The sequence below is a fragment of the Synechococcus sp. CCY 9618 genome, assembly GCF_019038415.1.
In the GTDB taxonomy this organism is placed as follows: Bacteria; Cyanobacteriota; Cyanobacteriia; order PCC-6307; family Cyanobiaceae; genus Cyanobium.
Window position 1 is genome coordinate 1 of sequence record NZ_JAFKRG010000002.1, and the last position, 24129, is coordinate 24129.

General features: G+C 65.2%; 24 protein-coding genes and 2 tRNA genes. 6 read left to right on the forward strand and 20 right to left on the reverse strand.

The genetic code is table 11. The features are described from left to right. Nucleotides 1–1565: 1565 nt before the first annotated feature. Nucleotides 1566–2513 (forward strand): hypothetical protein, encoded by a 948-nt coding sequence (locus KUG41_RS00170; protein ID WP_216899883.1) that lies wholly within the window; start codon nt 1566–1568, stop codon nt 2511–2513. Nucleotides 2514–2995: 482 nt separating this feature from the next. On the opposite strand, the gene KUG41_RS00175 is transcribed toward KUG41_RS00170, so the two are convergent. The 12 genes from KUG41_RS00175 to polA form a co-directional block, all read right to left on the reverse strand. Next, the gene (locus KUG41_RS00175; protein WP_216899885.1) at nt 2996–4876 is read right to left on the reverse strand and encodes a glycosyltransferase family 4 protein; all 1881 of its coding nucleotides are present in this window, start codon (nt 4874–4876) and stop codon (nt 2996–2998) included. Beyond that, entirely contained in the window at nt 4869–5813 is a 945-nt protein-coding gene (locus KUG41_RS00180) for a glycosyltransferase (RefSeq protein WP_216899887.1), read from the reverse strand. Before KUG41_RS00180 ends, KUG41_RS00175 begins: the two co-directional genes overlap by 8 nt. Further along, entirely contained in the window at nt 5813–6451 is a 639-nt protein-coding gene (locus KUG41_RS00185; RefSeq protein WP_216899889.1) for a hypothetical protein, read from the reverse strand. Before KUG41_RS00185 ends, KUG41_RS00180 begins: the two co-directional genes overlap by 1 nt. Next, nucleotides 6451–7290, reverse strand: a complete 840-nt coding sequence (locus KUG41_RS00190) for a class I SAM-dependent methyltransferase (protein WP_216899891.1) — start codon at nt 7288–7290, stop codon at nt 6451–6453. The genes KUG41_RS00185 and KUG41_RS00190 overlap by 1 nt, the downstream gene beginning before the upstream one ends. A gap of 224 nt (nt 7291–7514) precedes the next feature. Continuing rightward, the gene (locus KUG41_RS00195) at nt 7515–7778 is read right to left on the reverse strand and encodes a hypothetical protein (protein ID WP_216899893.1); all 264 of its coding nucleotides are present in this window, start codon (nt 7776–7778) and stop codon (nt 7515–7517) included. A 27-nt stretch (nt 7779–7805) separates the two neighbouring features. Continuing rightward, nucleotides 7806–9080, reverse strand: a complete 1275-nt coding sequence (locus tag KUG41_RS00200; RefSeq protein ID WP_216899895.1) for a hypothetical protein — start codon at nt 9078–9080, stop codon at nt 7806–7808. A gap of 4 nt (nt 9081–9084) precedes the next feature. Then, nucleotides 9085–9414, reverse strand: coding sequence for a nucleotidyltransferase domain-containing protein (locus KUG41_RS00205; RefSeq protein WP_216899898.1), 330 nt, complete (start codon nt 9412–9414; stop codon nt 9085–9087). Continuing rightward, nucleotides 9411–9815 carry a nucleotidyltransferase substrate binding protein gene (locus KUG41_RS00210; protein ID WP_216899900.1) on the reverse strand — a complete coding sequence of 135 codons (405 nt, stop codon included), beginning with the start codon at nt 9813–9815 and terminating at the stop codon, nt 9411–9413. The genes KUG41_RS00205 and KUG41_RS00210 overlap by 4 nt, the downstream gene beginning before the upstream one ends. Then, complete coding sequence (gene cysS, locus KUG41_RS00215; protein WP_216899902.1) at nt 9815–11260, reverse strand: cysteine--tRNA ligase; 1446 nt, start codon at nt 11258–11260, stop codon at nt 9815–9817. Before cysS ends, KUG41_RS00210 begins: the two co-directional genes overlap by 1 nt. Beyond that, on the reverse strand, nt 11257–12405 hold the full coding sequence (gene rfbB, locus KUG41_RS00220) for a dTDP-glucose 4,6-dehydratase (protein WP_216899904.1): 1149 nt from the start codon (nt 12403–12405) through the stop codon (nt 11257–11259). Before rfbB ends, cysS begins: the two co-directional genes overlap by 4 nt. 37 nt (nt 12406–12442) lie before the next feature. After that, nucleotides 12443–13342, reverse strand: a complete 900-nt coding sequence (gene rfbD, locus KUG41_RS00225; protein ID WP_216899906.1) for a dTDP-4-dehydrorhamnose reductase — start codon at nt 13340–13342, stop codon at nt 12443–12445. A gap of 43 nt (nt 13343–13385) precedes the next feature. Beyond that, nucleotides 13386–16313 carry a DNA polymerase I gene (gene polA, locus KUG41_RS00230; RefSeq protein WP_216899908.1) on the reverse strand — a complete coding sequence of 976 codons (2928 nt, stop codon included), beginning with the start codon at nt 16311–16313 and terminating at the stop codon, nt 13386–13388. Between the two features lie 62 nt (nt 16314–16375). Here polA and KUG41_RS00235 point away from each other — a divergent pair, with 62 nt between their 5' ends. Continuing rightward, complete coding sequence (locus KUG41_RS00235; RefSeq protein ID WP_371733978.1) at nt 16376–16960, forward strand: DUF1643 domain-containing protein; 585 nt, start codon at nt 16376–16378, stop codon at nt 16958–16960. Next, the gene (locus tag KUG41_RS00240) at nt 16918–17160 is read left to right on the forward strand and encodes a hypothetical protein (protein ID WP_216899910.1); all 243 of its coding nucleotides are present in this window, start codon (nt 16918–16920) and stop codon (nt 17158–17160) included. Before KUG41_RS00235 ends, KUG41_RS00240 begins: the two co-directional genes overlap by 43 nt. Before the next feature lie 12 nt (nt 17161–17172). Here KUG41_RS00240 and gltX read toward each other — a convergent pair whose 3' ends face one another. The 6 genes from gltX to KUG41_RS00270 form a co-directional block, all read right to left on the reverse strand. After that, the gene (gene gltX, locus KUG41_RS00245; protein WP_216899912.1) at nt 17173–18618 is read right to left on the reverse strand and encodes a glutamate--tRNA ligase; all 1446 of its coding nucleotides are present in this window, start codon (nt 18616–18618) and stop codon (nt 17173–17175) included. 25 nt (nt 18619–18643) lie between these two features. Then, nucleotides 18644–18717: transfer RNA gene (locus KUG41_RS00250), tRNA-Asp, on the reverse strand. 250 nt (nt 18718–18967) lie between these two features. After that, on the reverse strand, nt 18968–19156 hold the full coding sequence (locus KUG41_RS00255; protein WP_006043540.1) for a hyperconserved protein Hcp: 189 nt from the start codon (nt 19154–19156) through the stop codon (nt 18968–18970). A gap of 36 nt (nt 19157–19192) precedes the next feature. Beyond that, nucleotides 19193–19265 (reverse strand) — tRNA-Trp (locus tag KUG41_RS00260). Between the two features lie 65 nt (nt 19266–19330). Then, complete coding sequence (rplS, locus tag KUG41_RS00265; RefSeq protein WP_254216672.1) at nt 19331–19852, reverse strand: 50S ribosomal protein L19; 522 nt, start codon at nt 19850–19852, stop codon at nt 19331–19333. Between the two features lie 42 nt (nt 19853–19894). Then, nucleotides 19895–20272, reverse strand: coding sequence for a peptidase (locus KUG41_RS00270; protein ID WP_254216673.1), 378 nt, complete (start codon nt 20270–20272; stop codon nt 19895–19897). Between the two features lie 36 nt (nt 20273–20308). Between KUG41_RS00270 and map the strand changes: the two genes are divergently transcribed. Continuing rightward, nucleotides 20309–21169 (forward strand): type I methionyl aminopeptidase, encoded by an 861-nt coding sequence (gene map, locus KUG41_RS00275; RefSeq protein WP_216899914.1) that lies wholly within the window; start codon nt 20309–20311, stop codon nt 21167–21169. An 8-nt stretch (nt 21170–21177) separates the two neighbouring features. Here the strand turns inward: map and KUG41_RS00280 are convergent, their stop codons facing one another. Then, nucleotides 21178–21906 (reverse strand): NAD-dependent epimerase/dehydratase family protein, encoded by a 729-nt coding sequence (locus tag KUG41_RS00280; protein ID WP_216899916.1) that lies wholly within the window; start codon nt 21904–21906, stop codon nt 21178–21180. 65 nt (nt 21907–21971) lie between these two features. Here KUG41_RS00280 and KUG41_RS00285 point away from each other — a divergent pair, with 65 nt between their 5' ends. Together KUG41_RS00285 and KUG41_RS00290 are read left to right on the forward strand one after the other, a co-directional pair. Further along, nucleotides 21972–23078, forward strand: coding sequence for a phosphotransacetylase family protein (locus tag KUG41_RS00285; RefSeq protein WP_216899918.1), 1107 nt, complete (start codon nt 21972–21974; stop codon nt 23076–23078). Nucleotides 23079–23117: 39 nt separating this feature from the next. Further along, a complete protein-coding gene (locus KUG41_RS00290; RefSeq protein ID WP_216899920.1) occupies nt 23118–23630 on the forward strand; it encodes a DNA recombination-mediator protein A in 513 nt (170 codons plus the stop codon). 11 nt (nt 23631–23641) lie between these two features. Here the strand turns inward: KUG41_RS00290 and KUG41_RS00295 are convergent, their stop codons facing one another. Then, entirely contained in the window at nt 23642–24088 is a 447-nt protein-coding gene (locus KUG41_RS00295; RefSeq protein WP_216899922.1) for an NfeD family protein, read from the reverse strand. Nucleotides 24089–24129 lie beyond the last annotated feature (41 nt).

Genomic DNA, 24129 nt, shown 5'->3' on the forward strand with positions numbered 1-24129 from the left:
AGCGGGCCGAGCGGCGGAGATCGACCAGCTGGGAATCGACACGGACGCCGCGGAGGACCGCCGGATTCGCCGAGCAAGACTCCCGGCGGGAAAGCCATAAGGCTCACAGAACCCAATCTGCTCTGGAGGGTCTTGGATTGGCGGCTATTTCAGCAGCCTCCTAGGCTTGAACGTTAGGGGCCGCGTCTCGCCCAAGGGCGACTCTTGAAAATCAGTTTTCTAATTGGTAAAAAACTCATAATGAATAAGTTAGGCCCCAAATCAAAGAGATGGGCGGAAGCGCCGCGCCAGTGGGCTGAATCTAAGAATCTCTGAACAACAAGCCCTCATCAGCATCGCTGACGACAGAAGCGTTTTGGGATCCACTCCTCCTCGATGCAAGGTGTCTGAGCAATGCATTATCGTCTTGCAGGGGCTGAATCCAATCTTTGGTGAGCTAAGTGGCGGCCAGATTGACTTTCAAGCCCATATAGTTATATGGTTCTCGGTAACTGATGGCGAGCTAGAAAAAGGTAGGTGAGCCCAACTGGCATGACCTCCTTGCAGCTCTCCCTGACCGTTTATCTAGCCGGGTGTTTAGAAAGGAGAACTGATTCGTGATTATCAGGTAGGGATGCACTATTATGGCGACGATATGGTCATTCGTTGTTCAACCTGAATGAACAGTTGACCCTTGGTTTTGGGAAGCGAAGTTCATTTTACAGGTGGCAAGGCCATCCATGACTTAGCCTTCTTTCCCTCTATCTTGAGCCGCTGATGAATCCCATGGTTATTCGCATTGACATAGGCAACTTCCTCGTCGCCATGCAGAACAACTCATGATGAGATCAATCTGTATATTTCTCTTGCCGTGGACATATCCCAGTGGCTCAAGATGGATACCTTGCCCTCGCCGTTGCGGTCTTTCATGCCGAGATGCAATAGCTGCCCTGCTTGGTTTGCATCTCCGAATCTCCCTCGCTTTTCTTGTTCTTGGCGGAGCAGGCTGCCGCATCTTCATGCTCAACAAAATCAGGGAGCCTTCCCCGTCGTAACACTCTGCTTGTGCTGCTTCAGCAGGAGGTGGAAGGTGAGGAACGTCGTCTCAGGACCAATCGGCTGATGGAAAGATCGATGTCGGAAAACGGTACATGGTGGAACCCTCCATCGAGGACTCGTTGATGAACAGATCGCTGACCCCGCATCACTGCAGAAACAGATGTATCCGCAGCATGGTTGCCAATCAATACGGTGGCGGCCCCACACGCTGATCTTGAAGGGGGTAGAGAAGTCTGATCAGGCAACACAGGGGCTGCAAGGAAGCAGATCCTGCATCTCTTTAGTGATCATTTTCACTTGGCGCACTTCTTGACCCTGCTCAGTGCGCAATCGACTAAACAGGCGTACTTACTGTCCAGTAAGCTGGGCAGACATCTCAATCAGCGCTCCATTGTCTCGTAGAGCGTTGATAGTATCCAGCGCTTTCCAGGCTCATTGCCGCAGAAATATATCTTGACAGTATTCACCATAATGATAGATTATTCTCACTGTAGACTTCTCCAGCCTTCTTCCCATTTGGCAGGGTCATGTTATTGTACTGCTTTGCCAAGCATTGCAAAAATATGATTATTACAGTGATCTCTAAGGAGCGATCCGGTTCCACGCGCTTTGGTCAGATCTTTTCGGAAATCGGATTTACTGTTTACGATGAAATATTTCATCCCAAGACGCCGTGGTGTTTGCACAAGCGAGATTTGGCTCTTGGCAGTTTAAAAGGTATAGTTTTTCCTAGGGAGGTTGTTGATGCCGCTAACGAATCTTCGGACCCTTTGAGCATGCTTCCTGTTGAATCTTTTTTTGATGGCAATCCGCTCAGAAGTGGTGGCATTCCAGTTGAATTCGTATCTGATCTAAAAGCACTGGATGGTGGTCCTATTTTAATTACAATATTTGTGGGACACCTCGATGCACAAACCATTGCTGACGTATGTCTCATTTCAGACCACGTTCTCTTCTTGACTCGTAGGCCTATTGACTCATATATTTCAATGATAAAAGCGATGGCTAGCGGACAGTTTGCTGCCAAAGGCGTCAATACAACCAGCTTAAAGCCAGAAATAGACCCTTCTAAGCTGATCAAATATACGGATACTCTACTTTTAATGAATCAGTCAGTCCTCGAATGCCTTCTGCGGTCTGGAATTCGTGATTCAACTTGGTTCGTTCGTTACGAGTCATGGGCTAACTTCAATAACGATATGCAGGTTTCTTTTGTTTGTGGTTTTCTGCATGCGCTTGGTGCGTTGCCTCAGTCTGATTACGTCTCCACTCTGACCGAGAGCAGAGCGTTCACATCTCAGTTGACAAAGCAGGACGCTGAGAAAGACTGGCGAAATAAGATTTCAAATCCTAAAGAGGTCGATCAGTATTTGCAGCACATGCAGCATGAAGCATTATCATTAGAGGCTAATGCGATAATTAATCTGGCAAAATCGGTGTTTTCCAAGAAGCTCCCCATGAGTGCTAGGCGTTAGCCTTTCTCTTGTGACAGCTATTCTGACCTGCGGTCGACTCTGTTTGTCGAGCTGAAATCGTTGACTTTGATGAGCGTCAGACCATAAATAGTTATGGCGCTAAAGCTATCTTTGAGAGCTTGAGTAACATGTATTCAGCTTGACTTGCGGCTTTGCGCCATTTAGGACGACACTATCAATTCATTCAAAAATAGCAAATGCAGTTTCCTTCGGCGAGCCAAGTGGACTCTTGGCATCTTCATTGAGTAAGACACTTTTGGCTAATTTTTGCCTAAAGACTCAAGTCCCAAGCTCTTGTGTCGCGAGTCTCATTGGGGCAGGCTAGGTTGTTGTCATTGGTGTAGAGATGAGTCATACGTCGCTTGGCCTCCACAGGGAGGTGTACTGCTCAAAATCATTGAACGTGATCAAGAGAACGCGTTTCGTCATTGGGTGGCATCAGTGCTGGAATGAAGGAGTTGGTATCGTTTGAGGCAGGGGGCTCATTGGTGCTGCTGGGTGGCGCTCAGAGCCGCCAGGATGCCGAGCTTGGCTTCGTTCACGGCCAGGGCGGTGACCAGTGGCGAGTGCTGCAGCACTGCCGCCGCCGAGCCGGTGCCGCTGGGAAGGTTCATGGCAGCGAGCTCGAGGGACAGAGAAAGGCTCGTCGCGTTCGAGGGTGGACCGTTTTGCAGCTGGGCAAGGACGTCCCGGTGGCACGTGAGGTGGGGATCCCAGGTCAGACGATCGTTGAGCAGGGGCAGGGCGACCTGGGAGCAGGCTGGGCATTCCTGCTCCCACCAGCCCACCAGCAGTGGATTGACAAGGAAGAGCACATTGGGCCTGCCCCCATAGGAGCGCTGCAGATCCTTGGCCTCCTCCACTTCCAGGAGCCTCAGATCGATGATCAACGTGACATGGAGGGCTTGCCGAAGCAGGGGTTCCAGCAGGAGTTGATCTCTGCCGTCGATCACCACGACGCCAGCCAACTCCAGGAGCCGCTCCAGCTCATTCCTATCGTGGACGATGGTCAGGGAATCCCCTGGGACATCATCGATGGAGTCGGCCGTTGTCGCATCGGTGACGAGCCCCAGGGGGCGGAACCAGCTGCCCAGCAGCCGGTAGGTGCAGAGATGTACCAGCCGGTCGATGGCACTGGGTTCTCCAGTGTGGGTCACAGCGCGGGCGACCTGAAGAAAACCCGTACGCCGTTGCTTCATCTGCCTCAGCAGGGACCTGGAGTTGGCCTCCAGTTCCGCCAGTGCCCTCTGGATCGCCACCTCGGTTTCCGAGAGCATGGTGGTCAGATCCGGCCGCAGCAGGGCGATCGCCACCATCCGTTCCGCCATCTGATGCAGATTTCGGGCATGGATGCCTTGGTGGTAGGTGCCCTCCGCACTGTGTTCTGTCAGCAGGACCGGTTTCTTATACCGGATGGCTTCGACGGATTTTATCTTCACTCCCGTCCCGTTCAGCATCGGCACCACTACGGCGTCCACCGTGTCATAGAAATCGGACACCTCTTTCACGAAGCCGAGTTTGGTGACCAGTCCTGTGTGATCGGCCACGGATCGACAGATACTCCCCGCAAGGACGACTTCAACGGGTGCGTAGGTCTCCCGTACGAGCTTGTCCAGTTCACGGATCAGATTCTCGATGGCAATACGGTTGAAGTGGATGTCGGAGCCGATCATCCCAAAGCGAACCTTGGCTGGATGCAGGTAGCCCCCGCTTGCCCCCTCCTTGACAGAGAATGAAGAGACTTCAGGGTCTAGATAGGGCAGCGTGAGTACAGAAATACTGGGTTTCAGTTTCTGATGGGTGTACCAGGCGGCATCTTCTTCCTTGATGGCGATGAGCAGATCAGCCCGATTCAGGCCAAAAACTTCATCTTCAACCGAGCAACTGAAGAATTCGGGACTCACACCCGTCGCCCGGAACTGTTCGGCTCTTGCGCTGAAAACGTCATGAGTCTCGAGAGCTTTCACGCACGTCTCAGGGGCATGATCGAAGGCTTTCGATAGCCACACGTTATGCACCACGAAGAGATCGAAGCGCCGCTTGCAAAACAGATTCTCCAGATAGCCACCGAGATCCTGATCCCACCACTCGTCAAGCGCATGGCTGGGACCATCCTTGGGTTCCATACCCACCCCTTTATGGCCATAGAAGTGCAAGACATCCCCCCATTGCTGGCGGAGGACCATGTCATCATCTTCGTTATGACCCCAGTACCAGCGTGTCTCGAAGGCATAGTGCAGAAATGTGATGCGAAAACCGAGATCCTGAAGCAGCTTCGTTGTCTGGAAGGCACGTTTCCGTTGGCCCGCATCCAGAGGGTGGGTGGCGAAGGGTGAAAGTACCAGCGCCCTTCCTTCACTCATGGAACGCTTCACTCCTGGTCCACTCGAAATCGGGCAGCCCCCCTGAGAGGCTGATCACCATTGAGTAGATCAGCCTCAGTTGGCGGTTCATCTCCTCACTGTTGCGGGGCTTGAAGGCCATGGCGTGATAACTTCTGTACTCTGCGGGCACTTGTGCAATGTCTTGCTGGAATCGATCCTGAGCCTGCGATGGAGTCATCCAGACCGTGCCTGCGATTAGATCAGACAGTGCCTGCCAGTAGACCCGCTTACGAAACCATTCCGGCCTGAGACGATTGGCAGGAATCACATGTTGGACCGGCATGGAAGGGGTGTAATAGATATTCTCTTTGCCGATCTGTTCAAACAATTCGGTTTCATCATTGCTCAGCAGTGAACTTGTCCCGTTTCGACCGAGTCGCGTGTCAAAGCCCACGCCAGATTCAAACACCTTCTTGCGGAACACCATATTGGCTCCAGCGATCCAGGTTCCCTCACTCATGGGGGTGGCTTTCTCCACGGGCCAGTCCACGCAGGAGAGAAATTCTTCCAACTTGCTGTCCATCCAGTTGGGACGTTCAGCCTCCCGGTAATCGGCGATGATGCGACCTCCCAGCACCAGCCAGCCAGGATGGGCTTCCATCAGGCTCTGGGCTTCAAGCACCCAGGTCGGATGGGCGATGGCGTCATCATCAAGAAACGCCACCAGGGGGGCGCTGGCGATGGCGATCCCAAGATTCCTCGCCCGACTCAGACCGGAGATGTCTTCATGGATGAATTTGTCGCAGAGGGAGTCGTTCGCAATCCTCTGTCGTTTCTCCTTCGGAGTGTTGTCAACAACGATGATTTCAACGTCATCACGGTTCACTCCCTGTTGTGCCAAGAGGGAATCAATTGCTCTTGGTACAACCTCATAGCGGCAGTAGGTGGCGATGACAACAGAGATCTTCTTGCTCATTAGTAAAACTCGAAAGATTGCATCGAAAGCTGGCCGATGGCGAAGGAAAGCATTCTCTGGTCTTCTCCATCGGGCCTGTAGCTGGACGGTATCGAAAGTTCCATAATGCTGAATCCCATTCCTGGACCACCAGGTTGAGCCTTATCAATCAGGTGCCCCTCTATCTCTGCACGGTAGATATTGTCGCCGGCCCAGTGAAGAGGAAGCGCCGTACCGTTGACATGGAATTTCAGCTTGCTGCCATCGTTCCTGTCGAAGAATCTGGCGATTTGTACTTCGAATCTCCAGTGGCCTATCCCGGTTTGAAACGGGAAGCGAACGGCCAATCTCGGTTCAGGTCCAACCCAGCGAATCCATCCTTTTCCTGATGGTTCGCGGGAGTACAGATTGCTGATCAGAGGTGTGAGGGAGCTGCAGTCGTAGTGGAGCTGCCGCAAAGGAGGAAAGATCTGATCCTTTCGCTGCCGTTGGGTGGGAAGGGGGCCCCAGTGGATCTTCGATGGTGCCGGGGTGTCAGGCTCCACGGGGGGCTTGGCTTCAGCCTGTCCCAGCAGCCCATCAAGTTGCTCCCAGAGGTTGGTGTTCTGCGGCATCTCCAGCAGCTGGCGCTGAAGCGTGGCGATCCTGTGGCGGCTCATCAGCGCTGCGCCTCCAGCACCAGGACACCGGGCAGATCCCCGCCCAGCACCCCCAGCTTCCAGCTGGAGATCAGATGGATGCGGCAGTCGCTGAGGCCAGCGGCGCGGCACTGATCGAGAATCTCCCAGCCGGGGATCCGAAACACCAGAGAGCCCTGTTCGGGACGGAAGGGATCGCCGTGGAAATCGGCCTCACCGAGGAGCTCCACGTTGCCGGTGGTCTCGTTCCACCGGGCTTTCTCGATCGAGGTGGATTGTCCGAAGGCCATCGGGAAAGTGGCCACCAGGCGTCCGTCCGGCTTCAGCACCCTCCTGATCTCGCGCAGGGCCCGATCAAGGGAATAAACGTGTTCAAACAATTCACTGCAGATGACGAGATCGAAATGACTATCGTTGAAGGTCAGGTGGCAGAGGTCCTGATGCGCCATGTCACTCCCTGTACTGCCCAGATCGTCGTCATGAAATTCACTTTGTACGAGACAGTCCGAGGCGATGTGATGTTTCAACCAGAACGCAAGTCCTGTCAGGGTTTCTGGAAGGAAAATCTGCTTTCTTCTGATGGCCTCCAGAGAACCATGCTGGCATTCCATCACTTGTAAAATCGCACGATTGCGACTAAGGAGGCCATGGGCTATCAGGGATTCGCGATAGTTCGGACCGTTGACGAGGATGTGTTCAGGCGGGATGTGCTCGCCGGTCAGGGGTTCGAGAATCCCCAGGGTACTGATCATCCTTACGCACGCATCAAGCCTTTGGCCCTGCTGCAGCAAGGCCGGCAGGATGGTGTGAAAATCCTCAAATCTGGAAAAGGTCTGATGGCGCTCGTGCAGATCCAGCACACCTTGACTGGGTGTCAGGCTTTCAGTGATTGTTGACACCAAATCGAGCCTTGTCGCTCTTCATATTGTGAATGATTTCTTCCATTCCTGCCCTTAATGTAGGCTTTGGAACCGCTGATCTCGGCTGAGGTTTGCAGGTGGCTTCAGGAAGCCTGATCCCAACCCCCCAGGCCCGGGCACGGTTCACCAGGGGGTGTCATCTGCGCCGTAGGGACCGTCGATGCTCAGTCCTCCGGCGGACCGCTCAGACCCGCCGCCGCGATCGCCGTGCGTAGGTTGCCGATGACGGCATCCAGCTGGGCAGCTTGCACATCGGCGTCCGAGGCGCCTTCCTTGACCGCCTGGAGAAAGGCCAGGGCGGCCTGCTGCTGCTGCTGGCCTGCCTCGGCGCCGGGTTCGATCGTCCGCAGCAACATCACGCCATGGCGGAGCCAGGCGCCGGGGCCTTCACCCCCTGGAGGATGGTGTCCGAGCCCGGCTGCTTCCATCCCAGCGTTCCGCAGTTTCCTGCCCCATCATGTCGGCGCTTGCTGTGGGTCGATCCTGAAGGTCTCCGGTGAAGCCAGGGTCGCCAGGCTGAAGCTAGGCGCCAGGGAGGCGTCGGCCCAGCGTTCCCGCTGGGCCGGATCGCCCCACACCACCAGTTCGATCAGATTCCCGATCCAGGGTCCGCTGGCCTCGGGCGCTGCAACCTCCAGCTCCCATTCCCGGGACTCCAATGCCCTGGCCTGCCACAGCAACTCCATGGCCGGCTTGTTCAGATCGATCGGTTCAGCGTTCACCACCAGAGGGGCGATCCGGAGTCTGGCCTGGCCGTCGATCGACAAGGCAATCCTGAGCCCCTTGTCCGCCTCCATCAGCACATAGACGGGGACCCCGGGCACCAGGCTGCCGCTCAGGCAGCGGCGGGGCAGGCAGCTGTTGTGAGGGGCGCAGGCCATGGCGGCTTCCGTACGCACCGCCTCGGGCACTTCACGGGAATCCGCCAGGCGGAAGTACTGCTGGTCCGGGAAACCGATCGCATCCGCCATGGCCCTTGCATACACCTCCGCCTGGCCCGTCCTGCTGAACCGCCCCTTGGCGAAGTAGTCCCGCGCCTCCTGAAAGCTGCCCCGCAGTCCCTCACCACCGTGCAGGTGGTAGTAGAGGCAGTTGTAGAAGCCGAATTTGATGCTGGCCCCGTAGCTGCTGCGCACCGTGGTGAGGTGGGCACCGGCGCAGAGGGCCTCCGGCAGGAAGTCCGCCTGGGCCACCGACTCCTGTTCCACCCCCACCAGCCAGAGGTAGTCGAGGTGATGGGCGGCGGGGATCGCTGACCGCTTGAAGGCGAAGGGCTTGCGCGCCACCAGGGGGCTGCCCGCCTTGCCGCACACCAGGTTCAGGTAGGTGAAATTGACGCAGTCGAAGCTGGCCACCACAGCTTCGCTGCCCCAGAAGCGCTCCACCGCCTCCCGGTCCAGCAGCAGCAGTTCATCGGCATCCACCGAGAGCACCACATCGCCCCGGGCCAGCCCGTAGCCGTGGACCCGCTTTTCCCGCTCGTCTTCGAACATCCGGTGGTGGTAGTGGATCGGTACCCCCAGCCGCCGCGACAGATGGGCGAAAAGGTCGGCCGCTCGAGCCGAGGGCTGGACCAGATCCCGCCCCACCAGGGGTTCCAGCAACTCCCGGGTGAACAGAAAGGGACCGTCGTTCACGATGATTTCGTCGACCCAGGCCAGCAGTTCCACCACCCGCTCGATGAAGTCGAAGTCCTCGAAGAACTGGATCACCACCGAGATCGTGGCCATCGCCTCAGCCCCGCCTCCAGATGCAACGGCCCACGCGCTGCAGATGGGTCTCCAGATCCGCCGGGATCTCCTGACGCAGGGCCACATCCACCTGCCAGGGCAGCAGCAGCTCATCGATCGCCGCCATCAGCCGCAGCCGGTCCCGATGGCTGAGCTCCCGCCCCTCCAGGCAGAGGTCGATGTCGGATCCTTCCCGGTGCCGACCCATGGCCCGGGAGCCGAACAGCCACACGGCGTCGAGATGGGCCTGACTGGCGAACAGCTGCTGAAGCCGCTGCTGGCTCTGCTCTGGGATCCCCGGGATCGCCCCCATGGGGGTGGGAGGGTGGCTCATGACTGCATGGTGCTCAGCCGGGCCCGCAGCCGCTGGAAGCAGCCCAGATAGCTCTGGCCGATGTGCCCGGCGATCGCATCGGCGGTGGATCGGTTGTAGGTGTGGCTGGTGAGATTGCGGTCCTGAATCATCAGCATCCAGGCCTCGCCATCCTGGATAAGGCCCAGATGGAACGCTTCCTTCAACATATCCCTTGAACCGAGCAACTGCTCGTTGCCCTGGCTGACCAGGAGATCACGCAAGGTGTTCCAGGCCAGCTCGAAGGTGTATTCAAAGGCCTTGATCAATCCCTGCTGCTCCCGTGCGTTCAGTTCGGGGGGCTCGAAGAACGTCTCCAGCTGCTCGAGCGCCCGGCAGTAGTTCGAGAATCTCTGCTGCCAGCGGATGTCCAGGTCGCCCATCAGCTCCGCACCCAGTCGGTCACGCCGCCGGGCCGGTCGAACAGTTCGATGCCCTCGGCGGCCAGCTCCGCCCGGATGCGGTCGGCCGTGGCGAAATCGCGGGCGGCTTTGGCAGCTTTGCGCTCTTCGATCCGGGCCTGGATCGCCGTTTCATCCACCGCGGCCGCTGCCGCCTCCGCCTCCAGGCCCAGCACCCCGGCCAGTTCCCGCAGCAGCCGCCAGCGGGACTCCAGCTGCGCCGCTTCGCCGGCGGCGGCCGCCTCCGCCTCCCCTCGCTCCAGCCGGTGGGCCAGGGCCCGCAGGGGCCGGGCCAGCTCGAACAGCACGGCCAGGGCCGCCGAGGTGTTGAGGTCGTCGTCCATGGCGGCGGCGAAGCGCTCGCGGGCCTGGGTGAGCTCCTCGGAGGGCTCGGTTGGTGCGGCTCCCCAGCCCAGCGCTACCCCGTGCCGCTCCCCCAGCCCCAGGGCGCCATCGAGGCCCTTCCAGCCCGTGGCCGCCGCCGCCAGGGCCTCGGCGGTGAAATCCAGGGGCTTGCGGTAATGGGCCTGCAGCACGAAAAACCGCAACGTCATCGGGCTCACGCCGCTTTCCAGCAGGGCCCGGATCGTGGTGAAGTTGCCCAGCGACTTGGACATCTTCTCGCCGCCCACGTTCACCATGCCGTTGTGCAGCCACCAGCGGGCCAGGGGCGCTCCGCTGGCCGCCTCCGACTGGGCGATCTCGTTCTCGTGGTGGGGAAAGATCAGATCCGCCCCGCCCAGGTGGATGTCGATCGTGGTGCCCAGCTCCTCGCGCACCATCGCCGAGCATTCGATGTGCCAGCCCGGCCGCCCCGGCCCCCAGGGCGACGGGAAGCTGGGCTCCCCCGGCTTGGCGCCCTTCCAGAGGGCGAAATCGAAGGGGTGCTGCTTGCGGGCTTCCTCCGCCTGGCGGGTGCGGCCGCTGGCCCCCTCCTGCTGCTCCTCCAACGTGCGGCCGCTGAGCTTGCCGTAATCGGCCTGGCGCCGCACGGCGAAGTACACATCGCCATCGGCGGAATAGGCCGCCCCCTTCGCCTCCAGCTCGCCGATCAGCTCCCGGATCGCCGCCAGGCTGCGGGTGGCCCGCGGCATGCGGTCGGGGGGAAGGATGTGCAGGGCGGCCATGTCGGCCTCGAAGGCGGCGATGTTGCGCTCGCTCACCACCGCCATCGAGCTGCCCTCCTCCTCGGCCCGTTTGAGGATCTTGTCGTCGATGTCGGTGAAGTTCTGCACGAAGGTCACCGCGTAGCCGCTCCAGAGCAGGTAGCGGCGCAGCACATCCCAGACGATGTAGCTGCGGGCGTGGCCCAGGTGGCACAGGTCGTAGACCGTGACGCCGCAGCAGTAGATCGACACCTTCCCCGGCTCCAGCGGCGCGAAGGGCTCGCAGCGGCGGCTGAGGGTGTTGGTGAGCCGCAGGGTCAACGGGCCGCTCCGGCTTTGGCCTGGCCCAGGCGGCCGCCGCCGTAGCCGGCCCGCTCCCGCACCTCGGTGCACCAGTCGCTGTGCTGCAGGTACCAGCGCACCGTCTGCTCCAGGCCCTGCTCAAAATTGTGGCGGGGCTGCCAGCCCAGTTCCCTGCTGATCCGCTCCGGGTCGATGGCGTAGCGCCGGTCGTGGCCGGGCCGGTCGGCCACCGGGGTGATCAGGACCGAGTGGGGGGCGCCGGCGGGCCGCAGCTGGTCGAGCAGGGCGCAGATGGCGTGCACCACCCGTTTGTTGGTGCGCTCCCCATGGCCGCCGACGCAGTAGCTGCGGCCCGGCTCGCCGCTGGTGGCGGCCAGCAGCAGGGCCTCCACGTGGTCCTCCACGTAGAGCCAGTCGCGCACGTTGGCCCCATCGCCGTAGAGGGGGATCGGCTCCCCGGCGGCGGCCTTGAGGATCACCACCGGGATCAGCTTCTCGGGAAACTGCCAGGGCCCGTAGTTGTTGCTGCAGTTGGTGAGCACCACCGGCAGCCCGAAGGTGTGGTGCCAGGCCTGCACCAGGTGGTCGCTGCCCGCCTTGCTGGCCGAGTAGGGGCTGCGGGGGTCGTAGGGGGTGGTTTCGCAGAAGCGTCCCGTGGCCCCCAGGGAGCCGAACACCTCGTCGGTGCTGATGTGGTGGAAGCGGAACCCCGCCCGCCGCTCCGGCGGCAACCCCTCCCAGTGGGCCCGCACCGCCTGCAGCAGCTGGTAGGTGCCCATCACGTTGCTCACCAGGAAGGCGCCCGGGTCGTCGATCGAGCGGTCCACGTGGCTCTCCGCCGCCAGATGCAGCACCAGATCCGGATCGGCCTGGCGCACCGCCGCCGCCGTGGCCTCCCCATCGGCCAGGTCCACCTGCAGCAGATGGTGGCGCGGCCCGTCGGGTCCCTCAGCCGCCGCCCCCAGGCCCGCCAGGGTGTTGTGGATGCCGAGCAGGTCGCTGGCGTAGCCCATCTTGTCGAGGTTGAACACCGTCGCCCCGCTGTCCCGCAGCAGTCGCCGCACCACCGCACCGCCGATGAAGCCCGCGCCGCCGGTCACCAGGATGCGGCGGCGGCCGGCGAGCAGCACCGGCAGGTCGAAGGCGGAGGAAGCGGTTTCCATGCGGTGTGGCGACGGGGGAGCGATGGGGGGGGAGTGTTCAGGGCCGGATCTGGGGAATCTGGGCCAGCACCCGGGCCAGGGCGGTCTGCCAGTGTTGCCCCTCCAGGCCCAGGGCGGCGCGGCTGCCGGTGCAGTCGAGCAGCGAATAGCTGGGACGCCGGGCCGGGGTGGGGTAGTCGGCGGTGGTGATCGGCCGCACCGTCGCGGGCGCCTCGATCAGCCCCTGCCCGGCGGCCAGCTCGCCGATGGCCACGGCGAAGTCGTACCAGCTGGCGGCGCCGCAGTCGCTCCAGTGGTGAAGGCCGCTCACCCCCCGCCCGATCGCCCGCCAGCAGGCGGCCGCCAGGCCACCGGTGGCGGTGGGGCAGCCCACCTGATCGGCCACCACCGTCAGCGGCTCGCCCGCGGCCGCCCGGCTCCGGTGCAGCCGCAGCATGGTGAGGCAGAAGTTGGCCCCCACCGGCCCGTACACCCAGCTGGTGCGCAGCAGGCAGAGGCGCTCGGGGGGCAGGGCCGCCTGTGCCCGCCGCTCCCCCTCGGCCTTGGTGGCTCCGTAGACACCGAGGGGACTCAGCGCCTGCTCCGGCCGGTAGGGGTGGCCCTGTTCGCCGTTGAAGACGAAATCGGTGCTCACCTGCAGCAACCGGCCGCCCGTGGCCGCCAGAGCGCCGGCGAAGGCGCCGGGGGCGCCGGCGTTCACCGCTTCGGCAAGGGCCGCTTCCCCTTCGGCCCGGTCGACGGCGGTGTAGGCGCCCGCATTCAGCACCCAGTCGGGTCGGTGCCGCTCCACCGCCGCCCGGCAGGCCGCGCGATCGGCCAGATCCAGCTCCTGCCGCCCGGTGGCGATCAGCTCGATGCCCTGGGGCACCGCCGCCAGCAGCGCCCGGCCCAGCTGGCCGTCGCGGCCGGTCAGCAGCACCCGGACCGGTTCAGGCATCGAGGAGGGCGGTAGGGCTGGGGCGCAGCCTACCTTCGCTGCCCTATTTCGCCTCCATCCAGTTGGGGCCTACGCCGGTGTCCACCGCGAGGGGCACCCGCAGCGTCACCGCCTGCTGCATGGTGCGGCGGGTGAGTTCCCGTACGTCTTCGAGGGCCTCCGGCGCCGTCTCCAGCACCAGCTCGTCGTGCACCTGCAGCAGCAGCCGCGCCGGCAGGGCCGCCGCCGTGAGTTCGTGCTGCAGCTGCACCATGGCCAGCTTGATGATGTCGGCGCTGGAGCCCTGGATCGGTGCGTTGGCCGCCGCCCGCAGCTGCTGGGCCTCCAGGCCGCCGCGGCGGGCCACGTCCAGGTCGATCTCCAGCGGGTCCCGGCCCTTCAGCCGTCCCAGCCCGGCCGGATCGAAGTGGAACGGCCGCCGCCGCCCCAGGATCGTCTCCACATAGCCGCGGCTCAGAGCCAGCCGCTCCTGCAGCTCCAGATAGGCGAACACCAGCGGGTAGCGCTGTTTGTAGAGGCTCAGGAACTCCTTGGCCCGCGCCTGGCCCATGCCGGTTTCGCGGGCCAGCCGCTGGGCGCCCATGCCGTAGATCACCCCGAAGTTGATCGTCTTGCCCAGCCGCCGCTCCTCAGGCGTCACCTCTTCGGTCTCCAGCAGCAGCCGGGCCGTCAGGGCGTGCACGTCGTCGCCGGCGTTGTAGGCCTCCACCAGCACCGGCTCGCCGGAGAGGTGGGTGAGGATGCGCAGCTCGATCTGGGAGTAGTCGGCGCTGATCAGCTGCCAGCCCTCCTGGGGCAGGAAGGCCTTGCGGATGCGGCGGCTGAACTCCGTGCGGATCGGAATGTTCTGCAGGTTCGGGTTGCTGCTGCTCAGCCGCCCGGTGGCGGTCACCGCCTGGTTGAAGTCGGTGTGCACCCGTCCCGTCTCCGGTTCCACCAGGGCCGGCAGGGCCTCCACGTAGGTGCTCAGCAGCTTGCTCAGGGTGCGGTGCTCCAGCACCAGCTTCACCACCGGGTGGTCGTCCTCCAGCTTCTCCAGCACCGCTGCATCCGTGCTCCAGCCGGTCTTGGTGCGCCGCGACTTCTTGCGGTCCAGACCCAGGCTGTCGAACAGCAGCTCCCCCAGCTGCTTGGGGGAGGCCAGGTTGAAGTCCACCCCGGCCGCCGCCTGGGCCTCGCTCTCCAGCCGGGCCAGGGTGGCGGCCAGCTCCTCGGCCAGCTCCTTCAGGTAGTCCACGTCGATGCGGATGCCGGTGGCCTCCATCTGGGCCAGCACTGGCTCCAGGGGCAGCTCCACCTGCTCCAGCAGCTTCGGCAGCTCCGGCCCCATCGCCGCCAGCTGCCCGGCCAGCAGCGCCCCCAGCCGCCGGGTGAGGTGCACGTCCATGCCGCAGTAGAGGGCCGCCGCCTCGATCGGCACGGCGGCGAAGGTCTGGCCCTTGGCCACCAGATCGCCGTAGGCCGTGGGCTGGATCCCGAAGTTGCGCGCCGCCATGGCCTCCAGGCCATGCTTGTCGTTGGCATCGCGCAGGTAGTCCGCCAGCAGGGTGTCCATCACCACACCGGCCAGGGGCAGCCCATGGCGCAGCAGGATCAGACGGTCGTACTTGGCGTTCTGCAGCGCCTTGGGGTGCCCGGCGCTGGCCAGCCAGGGCCCCAGGGCCAGCAGCACCGCGTCGAGGGGCAGCTGGCGGGGCGCTTCCGGCGGCGGACTGAGCAGATCCTCGGCCGGCGGGCTCTGGTGGCTGATGGGCACATAGGCCAGCTCCGCCAGGCCCTCCCCCCAGCACAGGCCGATGCCCACCAGCTCGGCCCTGAAGGGATTCAGCGAGGTGGTCTCGGTGTCGAGGGCCACCGGCGCCGCCGGATCGGTGCAGGCCATCAGCCGCCCCATCAGGGCCTCCAGGGCCTCCGGGCTCGTGACCAGCTCCGGCGCCAGGGCCGGCAGGGCCCCCTCGGTGGTGGGTTCGGCTGCGGCTGCGGCGGACGCCTCTGTGGAGGCAGGCGCAGCGATGCTGCCGTTGCCGGCGGCGGCCGGCTCCGGGTGGCCTGCCGAGAACAGGCGGGCGAAGCCGTCCACCTGCTTCACCAGGCTGTGCAGCTCCAGCTCCTTGAGGCACTCCCCCAGGGCCTCCGGGTCCACCTGGCCCAGGGCCAGCCGTGGCTCCTCGGGCAGGGGGATGGCCACCAGGATCTCCGCCAGCATGCGGGAGCGGAAGGCGTTGTCCCGGTCGCTCTCCAGCTTGGTCTTCAGGGCCCCCTTCTGCTGGTCGAGGGCGGCGTAGATGCCGTCCAGGTCGCCGTGGGCCTTCAGCAGGGTCAGGGCCGTCTTGGGGCCCACCCCCTTCACCCCTGGGATGTTGTCGGAGCTGTCGCCGGTGAGCGCCTTGAGGTCCACCACCCCCTCGGGGGGCACCCCCAGCTTCTCGATCACCTGGGCCCGGCGGATCTCGGTCGGCCCGCTGTTCTTCGCGTAGGGTCCGCCGCCCATGTACAGCACGGCGATGTCGCGCGCGTCGTCCACCAGCTGGAACAGGTCCCGGTCGCCGGAAAGGATCCGCACCCGCCAGCCCTCATCCGCCGCCCGGTTGGCCAGGGTGCCCAGCACGTCGTCGGCCTCGAACCCAGGCGCCATCGACAGGGGCAGGTCGAGGCACTCCTTCAGGATGCGCTGCAGGTTGGCCAGATCGGTGAAGAAATGCTCCGGCGCCTCCTCCCGGTGGGCCTTGTAGGCGGCGTCCGCCTCATGGCGGAAGGTGGGTTCGGCCGTGTCGAAGGCGATCACCACCCCCTGGGGGTCCAGGCCTTTGCCGTTGTCGAGCAGGGCCTTGAGGAAGCCGTAGGTGACGCTGGTGGGCACCCCCTCCTTCGTGCTCAGGCCCCCCTCGCCGCCCTTGGCGAAGGCGTAGAAGCTGCGGAAGGCCAGGGAATGGCCATCCACCAGCAGCAACAGGGGCTTGTCCCGCTCCATGGCCGTCCCCGGGATCTGCCTGCCGATCGCCACAGCCTGCCATCCGGTGGCCCGGCACCGCCGTGACCACCACTGCTCTGACCACCAGCGGCCGCGCCGTCTTCAGCCCCTGCGGCACCTACCGCTGGTGGCTGGAGCGGGTGTGGGACCCCGGCGGCCCGCGCCTGCTGTTCATCGGCCTCAACCCCTCCCGCGCCGACCACCTCCACGACGACCCCACCCTGCGGCGGCTGGTGGCCTTCGCCCGCGGCTGGGGCTACGGCGGCCTGGAGGTGCTCAACCTCTTCGCCCGGGTCAGCCCCGATCCGGCCGCCCTCGACCGGGGCGCCGATCCGGAGGGTGAGGCCAACCTGGTCTGGATCCGGCGGAGGCTGCAGGCCCACGCGGCGCCCGCCCCGATCTGGCTGGGCTGGGGCAACGGCGGCCGCCGCCGCGGCCAGGACGCCCGCGTGCTGGCCCTGCTGACGCCCCAGCGGGCCCGGCTGGTGTGCCTGGGCCGCACCGCCAGCGGTGCCCCGCTCCATCCCCTCTACCGGCCGGGGGCAAGCCTGCTCTGGCCGTATGGGGCATCCTGTGCACGTTCCGCCGCCGCTGCCGCTGCCCCATGGCCCGCACCCCCCGCCGCTACGCCATCCATCTGTTTCTGAGCGGAGGCCACCATCACGAGGTGCAGTTCAGCACCCTGGAGGAGTTCCAGAACTGGTACGGCGGCGTGCTGACCGTGGCCGCACCTGAGGCCTTCGTCAACGTGCCGATCAGCGATCTGAGCAACGAATACCTGGTGCTGCGCTCCGGCAGCGTCGAGGCGATCCGGGTGGAGCCCATCTACGGCGCGATGGACGACTGATCGGCGGCAGCCTCAGAGGGCCGCGGCGATCCGGTCCCGGTCGGCGCCCAGCCGGTGCAGCAGCAGCCAGGTGCTGAGCAGGTCGGGGCCCCTGAGGCTGCCCAGCAGGGCGGCTCGCAGTCCCTTCATCAGCACCCCCTTCTTGACGCCGGCGGCCGTGGCCGCCTCCGCCAGCAGCCCCTGGGCGGTCTCCGCGGCCAGCGTCCCTTCGCGCAGCCGCTCCAGCAGGGCCGTCAGGGCGGCCCGGCTGCCCGCATCGCTGCGCAGGGCCAGGGCGCTTGCGTCGGGGTCGGGTGTCTCGAAGAAGGGGGCGGCCTGCTCGACGCCGTCGGCCAGCAGGGTGAGGGACGGCCCCAGCAGGGTGCAGAGCTCCTCCTGCCACTCCGGGTCGGCGCCGGCGCCGTCCCCGGCCCAGCCGCGGGCCTGCCAGAGGGGCAGCAGGCGCCGGCGCAGCTCGGCGGCCTCCATGCCGTGCAGCACCTGGGCGTTGAGCCAGTTGAGCTTGTCCCAGTCGAAGCGGGCGCCGGCCCGGTTGACCCGCTCGAAGGAGAACACCGCGGCGGCCTGCTCCAGGCTGAAGCGCTCGCCCACGCCCTCCGGTGGTGACCAGCCCAGCAGGGTCATGTAGTTCACCAGGGCTTCGGCCGTGTAACCCATGGCCCGGAACTCGCCCACGGAGGTGACACCGTCGCGCTTGGAGAGCTTGCGGCCCTCCTGGTTGAGAATCAGCGGGGTGTGGGCGAAGCGGGGCGGCGTCAGCCCCAGGGCCTCGTAGAGCAGCAACTGCTTGCCGGTGTTGGCGATGTGGTCCTCGCCGCGGATCACGTGGCTGATCGCCATGGCGGCGTCGTCCACCACCACCACCAGGTTGTAGAGCGGGTCGCCGATGGCATCGGCCGGGGCGCGGCGGGCGATCACCATGTCGCCGCCCAGATCACTGCCGGCCCAGCGCATCTCGCCCCGCACCAGGTCGGTCCAGGTGATCGTGGCGCCGTCGTCGATGCGGAAGCGGACCACCGCCTCCCGGCCCTCGGCGACGTAGGCCTGCTCCTGTTCGGGGCTGAGGTCGCGGTGCAGGTTGTCGTAGCGGGGGGCCCGGCCCTCGGCCTGCTGGCGCTGCCGCATCGTTTCCAGTTCCGCGTCGCTGGCGTAGCAGCGGTAGGCTTGGCCGCTCTCCAGCAGCTGCCGGATCGCCGCCCGGTGGGCCTCGATCCGCGCGCTCTGCACCACCGGCTCCTCGTCCCAGCTGAGCCCCAGCCAGCGCAGGCCGTCGAGGATGTCCTCGGTGAAGGCTTCCCTTGAGCGCTCCCGGTCGGTGTCTTCGATGCGCAGCAGGAAGGCGCCGCCCAGGTGGCGGGCGAACAGCCAGTTGAACACCGCCGTGCGGGCGGTGCCGATGTGCAGAGTGCCGGTGGGGCTGGGGGCCAGGCGAACGCGTACGGGAACCGCTGCGGCCACGGGATCGGCTCCGGGAGATGGAAAACGGGACTGACGGGGCTCGAACCCGCAACTTCCGCCGTGACAGGGCGGTGCTCTAACCGATTGAACTACAGTCCCTCGCTGGTCCGGGATCGCCATGCGGGCTGCGGAAGGCCCCGAAGGGTCGATCCGGCACCGAGGACGATCGCGACGGCGCGAACGCCGACCACGGAAGTATCCATCGTCACCGGTCCCCCCGTCAACGTGGAAGGGGTGGCGCCGGGGCAGGGCAGGGATTCCCACAAAAAAGCCCCGTGCCGAGCACGGGGAAGGATCCGGATCCCGGACCATGGGCGGGCGGCATGCCCCCGACCTTCAGGGCGGGGGCTCAGGGACGGAAGCCGGCGGGCTCGATCAGGCGCACCTGATTGCCCCGGGCGGTGAATTCCCGCCCCTGGTCGCTCTGGACCACCACCCGACCTCCGGACTTGACCCGGATGACCCGGGCCCGGACCCAGCCCAGGGCTGCGGATTCCAGCACCTTGACCACATCACCGGGTTGTAGATCCAACTCCATGTTCGGAACCACGAGACAACGAATGGGACCATCGGACGCGCCGTGGAGGACTTGAACCCCCGACATCAGGTTTTGGAGACCTGCGTTCTACCAACTGAACTAACGGCGCAAGGCGATGGCCCCTGGAAAGCGTGAGAGGAATTCACAGGGAAGACCCCCCTGTGAAATCAGGCTTCAGCGATCGAATCGCTGCTTCACACGAGTGGCTTTACCCACCCGGTCACGCAGATAAAAGAGCTTCGCCCGACGCACCTTACCGCGCCGCTCCACCTTCACGGAAGCGACCTGGGGGCTGTGCAGAAGGAAGATCCGCTCCACGCCGATGCCCTGGAAGATCCGACGGACTGTGATGGTCTGGTTGAGGCCGCCATGGCGCTTGGCGATCACCACGCCCTCGTAGGGCTGCACCCGCTCCTTGTTGCCTTCCCGGATTCGCACGCCCACCTTCACGGTGTCGCCCACGTAGATCTCCGGCAGATCGCTCTTCTGCTGCGCCGCCTCGAATTCCTCGATCAGGGCCCGGGCGCTGAGCCTGCCGGTGGTGACCTTCACCGTGGCGGCGGCCGTTGCTTCCGTTGTCACAGCCACTGCTTCCGCTTCTCCGGAGGCCGCGCCGGGGCCGGATTCCACATCGCCGGATTCCACATCAGGGGTCTGCTGGTCCACTTCGGTGGACGGATCAGTCTCGGTTGCCATCCCTTTTCTCGAAGCGCCAGGCCAAACCAACACCTTACCGCCTCAGGTGACCCCCCTCCCCCCACGGCGCCGCCAGCTCCGCCGCAGCCGCTCCCAGGCCATGGCACCACCGGTGACCAGCATCCACAGCAACCCCAGGCCGTTGAGGAGCACGTAGAGCGTCTCCCCCGCCGGGCCGACCCAGGGTTTGAGCCATTCGCCCTCGTGCAGCACCATGAGCACATGGGTCTGGTCCCGGCTCAGCCCGCCCCAGTCGCGCAGCAGCCGGTAACCCACACCCGTGAGGGCGGAGAGCAGCAGGGGCGTGAGCACCACCGGGGCCAGCCAGCCGTGGGCCTGGCGCAGACGGGCCCCCCAGGACGGGGTTGGGGCGGGGGAAGCGGGGCTGGCCACGGGAACCGACGGCGGGGGGGACGCCATTGATAACTTGAACTAACCGCATCGATTCCCCGCCGCATGAACCTGTTCGCCGATCTGCTGGCCAGCACCAACGGCGTCAAGGGCGGCGGCTCCCCTCTCACCCAGGCCGGCCCCCGCATCCAGAAGGGCCGCCGCGGTGTGGAGGTGAAGTCGGCGCGGGAGATCGGGATCATGCGCCAGGCCAGCCGCATCGTGGCCACGGTGCTGCGGGAGATCATCGACATGGCCGCCCCGGGCATGACCACCGGCGACCTGGACCGCCATGCCGAAGCCCGCATCCGGGAGATGGGCGCCACCCCCAGCTTCAAGGGATACCACGGCTTTCCGGCCAGCATCTGCGCCAGCATCAACGACGAGGTGGTGCACGGCATCCCCAGCGCCAAGCGGGTGATCCGGCCCGGGGATCTGGTCAAGATCGACACCGGGGCCTACTTCGAGGGTTTCCACGGCGACAGCTGCGTGACGATCTGCGTGGGTGAGGGGGTGCCCGAGGAGGCCCGCCGCCTCAGCCGCGTGGCCCAGGAATCACTGATGAAGGGCCTGGCCACCGTGAAGGCCGGCAGCACCCTGCTGGAGCTGGCCGGCGCCGTTCAGGACCATGTCGAGGCCCACGGCTACGCCATCGTCGAGGACTACACGGGCCATGGGGTGGGCCGCAACCTCCACGAGGAGCCCTCGGTGTTCAACTACCGCACCCGCGATCTGCCCAACATGCAGCTGCGGGCCGGCATGACCCTGGCGGTGGAGCCGATCCTCAACGCCGGCAGCAAGGCCTGCCGCACCCTCAGGGACCGCTGGACGGTGGTCACCGTGGACGGCAGCCTCTCGGCCCAGTGGGAGCACACGATCGTCGTCACCTCCGACGGCTGCGACATCCTCACCGACCGCGACGTCTAGCCCTCCGCTCAGGGACGCCGCAGCAGGCCCGTGTAGGCCCAGCGTCCCAGGGTGGCCAGGGGCATCAGCAGGTAGGTGAGCGGGTTCGGGGTCACGATGATCAGGCTGCAGTTCCAGTCGGCCTGGCGCAGGATCTGGCCCGCCACCCAGTCGGCATCCATCACGCCGATCGGATTGAGGGCCGAGCGGAACGGCCCCAGCACCAGCCGCCGCAGCCGCAGGCTTCGGGACAGTTCGGGCGCCCGCAGACTCAGCAGCTGGCCCAGCAGCCGCTTGCTGATCTCGTAGAGGGGGCTCAGGGCCGGCTGGATCTCCGCCTCCGAGGTGTTCACCCAGACCTCCGCCCGCCGCCCCCCCCGGCGCCGCTCGGCCACCGCCGCGAACAGCTCCAGCAGCCGCCAGCTGCTGAGGGCATTCACCTCCAGCGAACAGGCGGTGGCATCGGCGCCGCAGTCGCCGTGGACGTTGATGCCGTGGTTGAGCACCAGCACGTCCACCCGCGCCAGCAGCGACTCCAGCGCTGCCTCCTCCCCCACCTGCCAGCGCACCTGCTCCACGGGAATCGGTCGGCCCTGCCGGTCCTGAAGATCCAGCGGCGCGCTGCCGTGGCTGAGGGCGATCAGCCGCGCCCCGCGGCCGTGCCAGCGGCGCAGCAGGGCCTGGCCCAGGCTCCCTCCGGCACCGGTGACGGCCACGGTTGCGGTCTCGGTGGCGGCCTCGCTCGATGGGTCCGGCATGGGCCTGGGGGTGGAAGTGCTGCCTAGATTGCCGGTCAACCTGCAGGCCCCGGCGAGGTCATTCCATGTCCATCCCCCTGCTGATCGGCTCCTGCGAACCCTTCAGCGGCAAGTCGGCGGTGGCCCTCGGTCTCGGCCGCCAGCTCACGCGGCAGGGCGTGCCGCTCGCCTTCGGCAAGCCGCTGGCCACCTCCATGGACGACCCGCTCGACACCTTCCCCGATGCGGCCCCCGGCAATCCCTTCCTGGATCCCGACGTCCGCTTCATCGGCGCCACCCTCGGCCTGGCCGAAGAGAACCTGATTCCGTCCCTCGATGTGCTCGAGCCGGCCGCCGCCCACGAACGGCTGCTGGCCGGCAACCTCACCCCCGGCGACGGCCTGGCGGCCCTGCAGCGGCGCATCCACGACGACGCCGACCGGCTGGTGCTGCTCGAGGCGGCGGGCAGCCTCAGCGAAGGCCTGCTCTACGGCCTGGGCCTGGTGCAGCTGGCCCAGGCCCTGCAGGCGCCGGTGGTGCTGGTGCACGCCTGGAACGACAGCCGCAGCGTCGATGCCCTTCTGGAAGCCCGCCGCCAGCTGGGCGATCTGCTGGCCGGGGTGGTGCTCAACGCGGTGCCCCCCGAGGTGGTGCCGGCCGTGCGCGAAGCGGTGGAGCCGGCCCTGGAGCGGCTGGGGATCCCCGTGCTGGGGGTGATGCCCCGCAGCCCCCTGCTGCGCAGCGTCACGGTCGAGGAGCTGGCCCGTCGCCTGGAGGCCACCGTGCTCTGCTGCCAGGACGGCCTCGACCTGCTGGTGGAGACCCTCTCCATCGGTGCCATGAACGTCAATTCGGCGATGGAGTTCTTCCGCAAGCGCCGCAACATGGCGGTGGTCACCGGCGCCGACCGCACCGACATCCAGCTGGCGGCCCTGGAGGCCTCCACCCAGTGCCTGATCCTCACAGGAGCCGGTGAACCCTTGCCCCAGCTGATCAGCCGGGCCGAGGAGCTCGAGGTGCCCGTGCTCAAGGTCGACCACGACACCCTCACCACCGTGGAGGTGGTCGAGGCGGCCATCGGCCATGTGCGGCTGCACGAGGCGGTCAAGGCCACCTATGCCATTCGCCTCGTGGAGGAGAACTGCCACTTCGAGCGGCTGTTCCGCCGGCTGCGGTTGCCCGTTCATGCCTGAGGCCGCTGCTAGTTTCGTTCGGTTGGTTGTCGGTAACGGGTGACCCGGTCCCTTGATCTTCCGGCTATCGACCGGATCGATACGCTCGCCCAGGAGCTGGCCATGCTCCAGGACCGGAGCAAACGCCGCATCGCCTTCCTCGGCAGCCGCCATGTGCCGGTGGTGTCGATCCATCTGGTGGAGCTGGTGGCCCGCTCCCTCGCCCAGGAGGGCCACAACCTGATCACCTCCGGTGCCCAGGGGGTCAACGCGGCCGTGATCCGCAGCGTGCTGGAGGTGGATCCGGCCCGGCTCACGGTGCTGCTGCCCCAGAGCCTCGAGCGCCAGCCCGGTGAATCCCGCACCCAGCTGGAGCGGGTGCTGCACCTGGTGGAGAAGCCCGAACACGACGAACTGCCCCTGCCCATGGCCAGCAGCCTGTGCAATCAGGAGATCATCAACCGCTGCGACCAGCTGATCTGCTATGCCTTCCACGACAGTGAAACCCTGCTCTCCAGCTGCCGCACCGCCGAGGACATGGGCAAGGTGGTCAGCCTGATGTTCTTCGACTGAGCCGGGCCCCTTCACTCGGCCAGGCCGGCCTGGCGCGGCAGCACCTGCAGCCGCGTCCCCTCCCGCCCCATCACCGTCACCTGGGCGCCCGGGGGCAAGGCCTGGGCCGACAGGTTCATCGCCGCCCAGCTCTGCCCCTGCCAGCGCACCCGCCCTTCGCCGTTGGCCGCGCAGGTCGTGGTCACCTCGGCCAGCTCGGCCCGGGCGCCGGGGGGGATGGCTCTGGCCTGGCGCCGCGCCGACCAGCGCCGCAGCCAGGCGTAGCCCGCCCCCACCAGCACGGCGAACAGCAGCACCTGGGGCAGGGGCGGCACGAGCGGCACCAGGGCCGCGGCGACCGTCAGCACCAGGGCGGCCAGGCCGCCGATCAGCAGCAGCCCGTCACTGTCGGCGCCCACCAGCACCAGCACCAGCAGCACCGCCGCCAGGGCCAGCCAGAGAATCGGAGGTGCGGGCATCGGAAAAGTGCTGGGAAGAGCAACGAAGGGAACGCGGCCGT

Bases quoted from the DNA above. Each gene is read 5' to 3' on its own strand.
- KUG41_RS00170 (WP_216899883.1), top strand. From the start codon at position 1,566: ATGTTATTGTACTGCTTTGCCAAGCATTGCAAAAATATGATTATTACA.
- KUG41_RS00175 (WP_216899885.1), bottom strand. From the start codon at position 4,876: ATGAGTGAAGGAAGGGCGCTGGTACTTTCACCCTTCGCCACCCACCCT.
- KUG41_RS00180 (WP_216899887.1), bottom strand. From the start codon at position 5,813: ATGAGCAAGAAGATCTCTGTTGTCATCGCCACCTACTGCCGCTATGAG.
- KUG41_RS00185 (WP_216899889.1), bottom strand. From the start codon at position 6,451: ATGAGCCGCCACAGGATCGCCACGCTTCAGCGCCAGCTGCTGGAGATG.
- KUG41_RS00195 (WP_216899893.1), bottom strand. From the start codon at position 7,778: ATGGAAGCAGCCGGGCTCGGACACCATCCTCCAGGGGGTGAAGGCCCC.
- KUG41_RS00200 (WP_216899895.1), bottom strand. From the start codon at position 9,080: ATGGCCACGATCTCGGTGGTGATCCAGTTCTTCGAGGACTTCGACTTC.
- KUG41_RS00205 (WP_216899898.1), bottom strand. From the start codon at position 9,414: ATGAGCCACCCTCCCACCCCCATGGGGGCGATCCCGGGGATCCCAGAG.
- KUG41_RS00210 (WP_216899900.1), bottom strand. From the start codon at position 9,815: ATGGGCGACCTGGACATCCGCTGGCAGCAGAGATTCTCGAACTACTGC.
- rfbB (WP_216899904.1), bottom strand. From the start codon at position 12,405: ATGGAAACCGCTTCCTCCGCCTTCGACCTGCCGGTGCTGCTCGCCGGC.
- rfbD (WP_216899906.1), bottom strand. From the start codon at position 13,342: ATGCCTGAACCGGTCCGGGTGCTGCTGACCGGCCGCGACGGCCAGCTG.
- polA (WP_216899908.1), bottom strand. From the start codon at position 16,313: ATGGAGCGGGACAAGCCCCTGTTGCTGCTGGTGGATGGCCATTCCCTG.
- KUG41_RS00240 (WP_216899910.1), top strand. From the start codon at position 16,918: ATGGCCCGCACCCCCCGCCGCTACGCCATCCATCTGTTTCTGAGCGGA.
- KUG41_RS00255 (WP_006043540.1), bottom strand. From the start codon at position 19,156: ATGGAGTTGGATCTACAACCCGGTGATGTGGTCAAGGTGCTGGAATCC.
- rplS (WP_254216672.1), bottom strand. From the start codon at position 19,852: ATGGCAACCGAGACTGATCCGTCCACCGAAGTGGACCAGCAGACCCCT.
- KUG41_RS00270 (WP_254216673.1), bottom strand. From the start codon at position 20,272: ATGGCGTCCCCCCCGCCGTCGGTTCCCGTGGCCAGCCCCGCTTCCCCC.
- map (WP_216899914.1), top strand. From the start codon at position 20,309: ATGAACCTGTTCGCCGATCTGCTGGCCAGCACCAACGGCGTCAAGGGC.
- KUG41_RS00280 (WP_216899916.1), bottom strand. From the start codon at position 21,906: ATGCCGGACCCATCGAGCGAGGCCGCCACCGAGACCGCAACCGTGGCC.
- KUG41_RS00285 (WP_216899918.1), top strand. From the start codon at position 21,972: ATGTCCATCCCCCTGCTGATCGGCTCCTGCGAACCCTTCAGCGGCAAG.
- KUG41_RS00295 (WP_216899922.1), bottom strand. From the start codon at position 24,088: ATGCCCGCACCTCCGATTCTCTGGCTGGCCCTGGCGGCGGTGCTGCTG.